The sequence below is a fragment of the Ornithinimicrobium sp. genome (assembly GCF_051004135.1).
GTDB lineage: Bacteria > Actinomycetota > Actinomycetes > Actinomycetales > Dermatophilaceae > Ornithinicoccus.
This window is the reverse complement of record NZ_JBPCKQ010000031.1, coordinates 1-3,968: the sequence shown is the minus strand read 5'-3', so window position 1 is coordinate 3,968 and position 3,968 is coordinate 1. Positions and strand designations below refer to the sequence as shown.

The following is a 3,968-nucleotide window of genomic DNA, read 5'->3' as shown; positions in this document are numbered from 1 at the left end:
GCCTCGCCCGGCCAGTCGCTCTCCGTGCCCTCCTGAGGGTGGAAGGTCGGGCCATGTAAGGCGAAGCGGGAATCCCGCCTGAGGTCCGCCCCCTTGCGCGCGCCGGTCATCGAACCGAAGCGCAGATTACCGTCAGCGAACTCGCACTCGATGCCCGAGATGCGTGGCGATCCGTCGGCGCGGAGCGTGGCGATTGTCTTGTGACGACCGGCGTCGAACAGCCGCTGCACCCGCTCGGCGAACTCTGGCTCCGCCTGCTCGATCGCCTTCCACGCCGGCACGGCCGTGCAGGCTACGCGCAGTCCAACCGGCGTGAGCAAGTGAGGGGCATCCCCGGAGTGCCGGTCGGGACACCTGCGAAGGCCGCACGACTTCCGGAGCGGATGGGCGTTTTCGAGGCGCACGGGTTTGCTTGTCACGACCTGACGAGCGTTACCTCGCGCCGCAGGCTTGCCGAAGTCGGGCGGGAGCGTAGGCCGCTCGCGGGAGCACCGGCAGAGGAGTCAGCTCGGTCGATCGGGCGGTACCCTCCGAGCACCCGCGTTCGCTCCATTCGCGAGCCACCGGGGCGCCCCCACCGGCACCTCGGGGATGGCCGTCGTTCGCATCGGCCGCGCGTTCTGGGACATACGCGCCGCCGACGTTGGTCACCCGTACCCGTCGTTCGGCTTCCATTTGACGAGCCTCAGCGACGTTCGGGGCGCGCCTTATGCGGCTTCGCGACCGTGGCCAGGATGGTTGCGCGGCTGCAGGCGTTGCGTGCCGTGCCATCGACCCGGCTGGCGTCAGCTGGAGGGACGTCGTTGCGTCGAACCCTCATCAACCTTCGGGAAGAGCAGCAAAATCACGCTTGGCCTGCCGATACCACCCCATGCCTTTGATGGGGTTCTTCCACCGGCCCTTCATCTCCTTCAAGGCAGTTTGGTGCGTTGTGTCACCCTTCGCGACCACTTCCTTGAGGTGTCGATCTTGGGCCTTTATGACCTCGTCTGCGGTCATGCCCTGGTGCGCAAGATCGCACGGGCCGCCCAGTTGTTGACAGCTCATTGTCTTCATAATCCTCGCTTCCTTTCACTGTGTCGGACCAACGTGATCCGTGTGGAGCAACCTCTCAGGATTTGCCCCGAACACGGACTACGTCCATGGTTGCCAGCACGTCTGGGTCGGCGATCAGCTCGACCTCGCGCACCAGACCCGCCTCGACATGGAACACGAATGCCACCTTGACCGCCCCGGCGTGGATCCAGGCGGCGCCGAGCTCACCGTCGATGGTGACAGGCGCCGCCCCCCGGACGCCGTTGAAGCGGGCGGCCACGGCGGCTGCGCCGCCGTATACGGGATCCGTACCCATGGTCTGTCCGACCAGGTCGGCACGCATGACGGCGTCGGGCGCGAGGAGCAACAACAGGGTCGTGAGATCCCCGCCGCGGGCTGCAGTGAGGAACGCGTCGACGACGCGGCGGCTCTCGGCGCGCGCCGCCTGCGAGGCAACCGGTTCCGGCTCGCCCTGCACCTTGCGCCGCGCCCGGCTCGCCAGCTGGCGAACCGCGGTACCCGAGCGCCCCATGACCGTGCTGACCTCGTCGAACGGATACCCGAAGACATCGTGCAAGACGAACGCCGCCCTCTCGGCCGGCGCCAGGGCGTCGAGGACCACCTGCATCGCGTCACCCATCTTCTCGGCGAGCAGCGCGTCGGCCTCCGGTTCAATCGGAGCGGGGTCAACGGGTGTCTCGGCCTCGGCCACCGACCTGGTCCGTCGCTTGCGCAGCTGGTCAAGGCACAACCGGGTCACGACCGTCGTCAGCCAGGCGGGCAGGTCGTCGATCCCGAGGGTGCGGGAGATCCGAAGCCATGTCTCCTGCAGCACGTCGTCCGCATCGGCCTCCGAGCCGAGTATCCGGGTGGCGATCGCAGTCAGCCGGGGCCGCTCGGCGTCGAACTCTGTCACTTCCATCCTGGTCACATCATGTTGACGTAGGCCGCCCCCGGAATGTGACAGCCACGCCTCTTGTCACATCGGGCGGCTTGGGTACGTCAATAGGGCATGAACACCCTACAATCGATCGTTTACCCAGCTGGCGACCCCCGAGTGCCCGGTGGGGTGGTGCACAAGCTTCCAGGAGACCTGCGCAAGGCGCTGATCGCCAACCCCACGGCACTCGATGCCTGGAGGGACATCACGCCTCTGGCCCGCAACGAGTTCATCTGCTGGGTCGAGGATGCCAAGCAGGAGACGACCCGAGAACGCCGCATTCGCCGGACCCAGGAGGAGCTGGAGGATGGCCAGCGGCGGCCCTGCTGCTGGCCAGGGTGCAAGCACCGCGAGCGCACTGGCAGGTAGCAGTCGGCGCTGCTCACGCCGGGGATGGCGGAACAGAAGTGCCTGGACGGGCTTTCCAGCTGGGGTCCGCCTAGGACACGGACCGCTGGGACGGTGTGCATAACGACAGCCAGAATCGGGTTCGCGGCCGCGTCCTAATCGGCGATCTGCTCGCTGAGCTCGGACGCGGCGCATGCCCCAGAACGAGTAGCGACAAGTCGGTTCGGGGTGGCATCCTCAACGCCGGTTGGAGGCCACAGGCAGCCGCCCGATATCCGGCGGATGGCAGCGACCAAACCGCCCGAGATCGCTCCGGTGGCCACACGCGACTCTTACCGCCATTCCCGTGCGCTGCTGTCGTGCCGTTACCGGTTGCCTCTTACCGGCACCTCGGTCGCGCGCCTGGCGGGCTGCCTCCGCAGGTTCTGGGGCGTGTTCTGGGACACCCGGGTCGTTGGCGAGTGCCCCCGAGCCGTCGATCTGGCGCGCTCTAACCCGTCCTTCTGCCGACGTTCCGGGGTCAACTGCGGGCGACGAGGAACGTCAGCGGCACGCCGTTCCAGGGCCCCATTGCGGGTCGTACGGCACCCGCTGATGCTGGCGAGTCCTCAGCGCTGTCCACGCCCATCTGCGGTTACCGTGTCTGGGGGGCTCGCGAGCCTCCAGCCAGGAAGCGAAGAGGTGCTCGCCTGTCATCCTGTCACCCCGCGTTGAGGGTGGCCTCCTCGATGGCAGCCAGCATGCTCTCGAAGTTTGTCCTCAGCATCCTGTCGATCACGGGACCGGTCAGTCGACCCACCGGGCCACCCCTGGGCACATACCGATACTCGAACGTGATCGCGGTCCCGTCACCGTCGGGCTCGAGGGTGAGCCTGGCCTCGGCCTGCTTGAACGGCACGAGAGTGGATGGCTGATTCGTGGTGGCGAGCGTGCGGCCGTCCTCCCACGCGGTGACGGTCTCGACAAGTGCGCCGACCGGCTTCAGCTCCACCTGGCGGCGGGCACCCACACCGTGGGTCTGGTCGCCGATGGGTCGAGAGGCCTTGAGGCTAGTCCAGTGGTCAGCCAGATTCGGGAAATCCGCGAACTCGGCCCAGACCGAAGCACAAGACGCGGCCACTTGTCGTCGCACGGTGAGTTGACGCTCGGCCACGATGATCCCTCCCGGGGGCGCAGACTAGCACCACTCTCCTTGACAAGAAGTGAGGCCCTAACACCACCACGCGTAGACGCCATTTGAAGGCATCTTCGGGCAGGCATTGCGCTTCCCAGGCCACCCGAGCGCGAGCTCACTGACCCGGCGTTCTTGGGCAGGGCGAGTACGACATCGCAGGAAGATCCGGAGGCCGGTTCGACACGCACTTTCATTGGCGGATCACGCCACCCGTCGCGACGGGACCGATGTTCTGCTGTCATTTTACAGCGAACGGAAATCGCCGGGCGAGTTGGTGATGTTGGCCTTGAGTTCGTTGCCAGCCCTGAACAGCGACGTTGCGACGCGGTCCTCGGCTCCGACCAGCCGACCGGCCGGGCCGGTAGCGCCTACGGGAGCCAGGAGCTGACCAAGTGGCACGTGCGCCGCCTCGTCGTCAGGACGCATCACATAGAGATCTGCATGGTGGTACCCCTTGGACTCGCGACCCGT

The 3,968-nt window shown here is 66.8% G+C and carries 6 protein-coding genes; 1 reads left to right on the top strand and 5 read right to left on the bottom strand.

The genetic code is table 11. From position 1 onward, the window contains the following. From ACR2FV_RS01680 to ACR2FV_RS01670, 3 genes are all read right to left on the bottom strand, one after another. Window positions 1-281 (bottom strand): pyridoxamine 5'-phosphate oxidase family protein (locus tag ACR2FV_RS01680; RefSeq protein ID WP_434013987.1); only part of this gene is annotated, 281 nt, incomplete at its 3' end. 538 nt (window positions 282-819) lie between these two features. Continuing rightward, window positions 820-1,056, bottom strand: coding sequence for a hypothetical protein (locus tag ACR2FV_RS01675; protein ID WP_434013986.1), 237 nt, complete (start codon window positions 1,054-1,056; stop codon window positions 820-822). Between the two features lie 55 nt (window positions 1,057-1,111). Continuing rightward, window positions 1,112-1,957 (bottom strand): sigma-70 family RNA polymerase sigma factor, encoded by an 846-nt coding sequence (locus ACR2FV_RS01670; protein ID WP_434013985.1) that lies wholly within the window; start codon window positions 1,955-1,957, stop codon window positions 1,112-1,114. A 150-nt stretch (window positions 1,958-2,107) separates the two neighbouring features. On the opposite strand from ACR2FV_RS01670, the gene ACR2FV_RS01665 reads away from it, so the two are divergent. Next, window positions 2,108-2,344, top strand: coding sequence for a YdeI/OmpD-associated family protein (locus ACR2FV_RS01665; RefSeq protein ID WP_434013984.1), 237 nt, complete (start codon window positions 2,108-2,110; stop codon window positions 2,342-2,344). A 679-nt stretch (window positions 2,345-3,023) separates the two neighbouring features. Here the strand turns inward: ACR2FV_RS01665 and ACR2FV_RS01660 are convergent. Next, window positions 3,024-3,455: an SRPBCC family protein gene (locus ACR2FV_RS01660; protein WP_434013988.1), complete on the bottom strand. Its 432-nt coding sequence runs from the start codon at window positions 3,453-3,455 to the stop codon at window positions 3,024-3,026. 285 nt (window positions 3,456-3,740) lie between these two features. Further along, window positions 3,741-3,968 (bottom strand): hypothetical protein (locus ACR2FV_RS01655; RefSeq protein ID WP_434013983.1); only part of this gene is annotated, 228 nt, incomplete at its 5' end.

Coding starts and splice junctions, on each gene's coding strand:
- ACR2FV_RS01675 (WP_434013986.1), bottom strand. CDS start 1,056: ATGAAGACAATGAGCTGTCAACAACTGGGCGGCCCGTGCGATCTTGCG.
- ACR2FV_RS01670 (WP_434013985.1), bottom strand. CDS start 1,957: ATGGAAGTGACAGAGTTCGACGCCGAGCGGCCCCGGCTGACTGCGATC.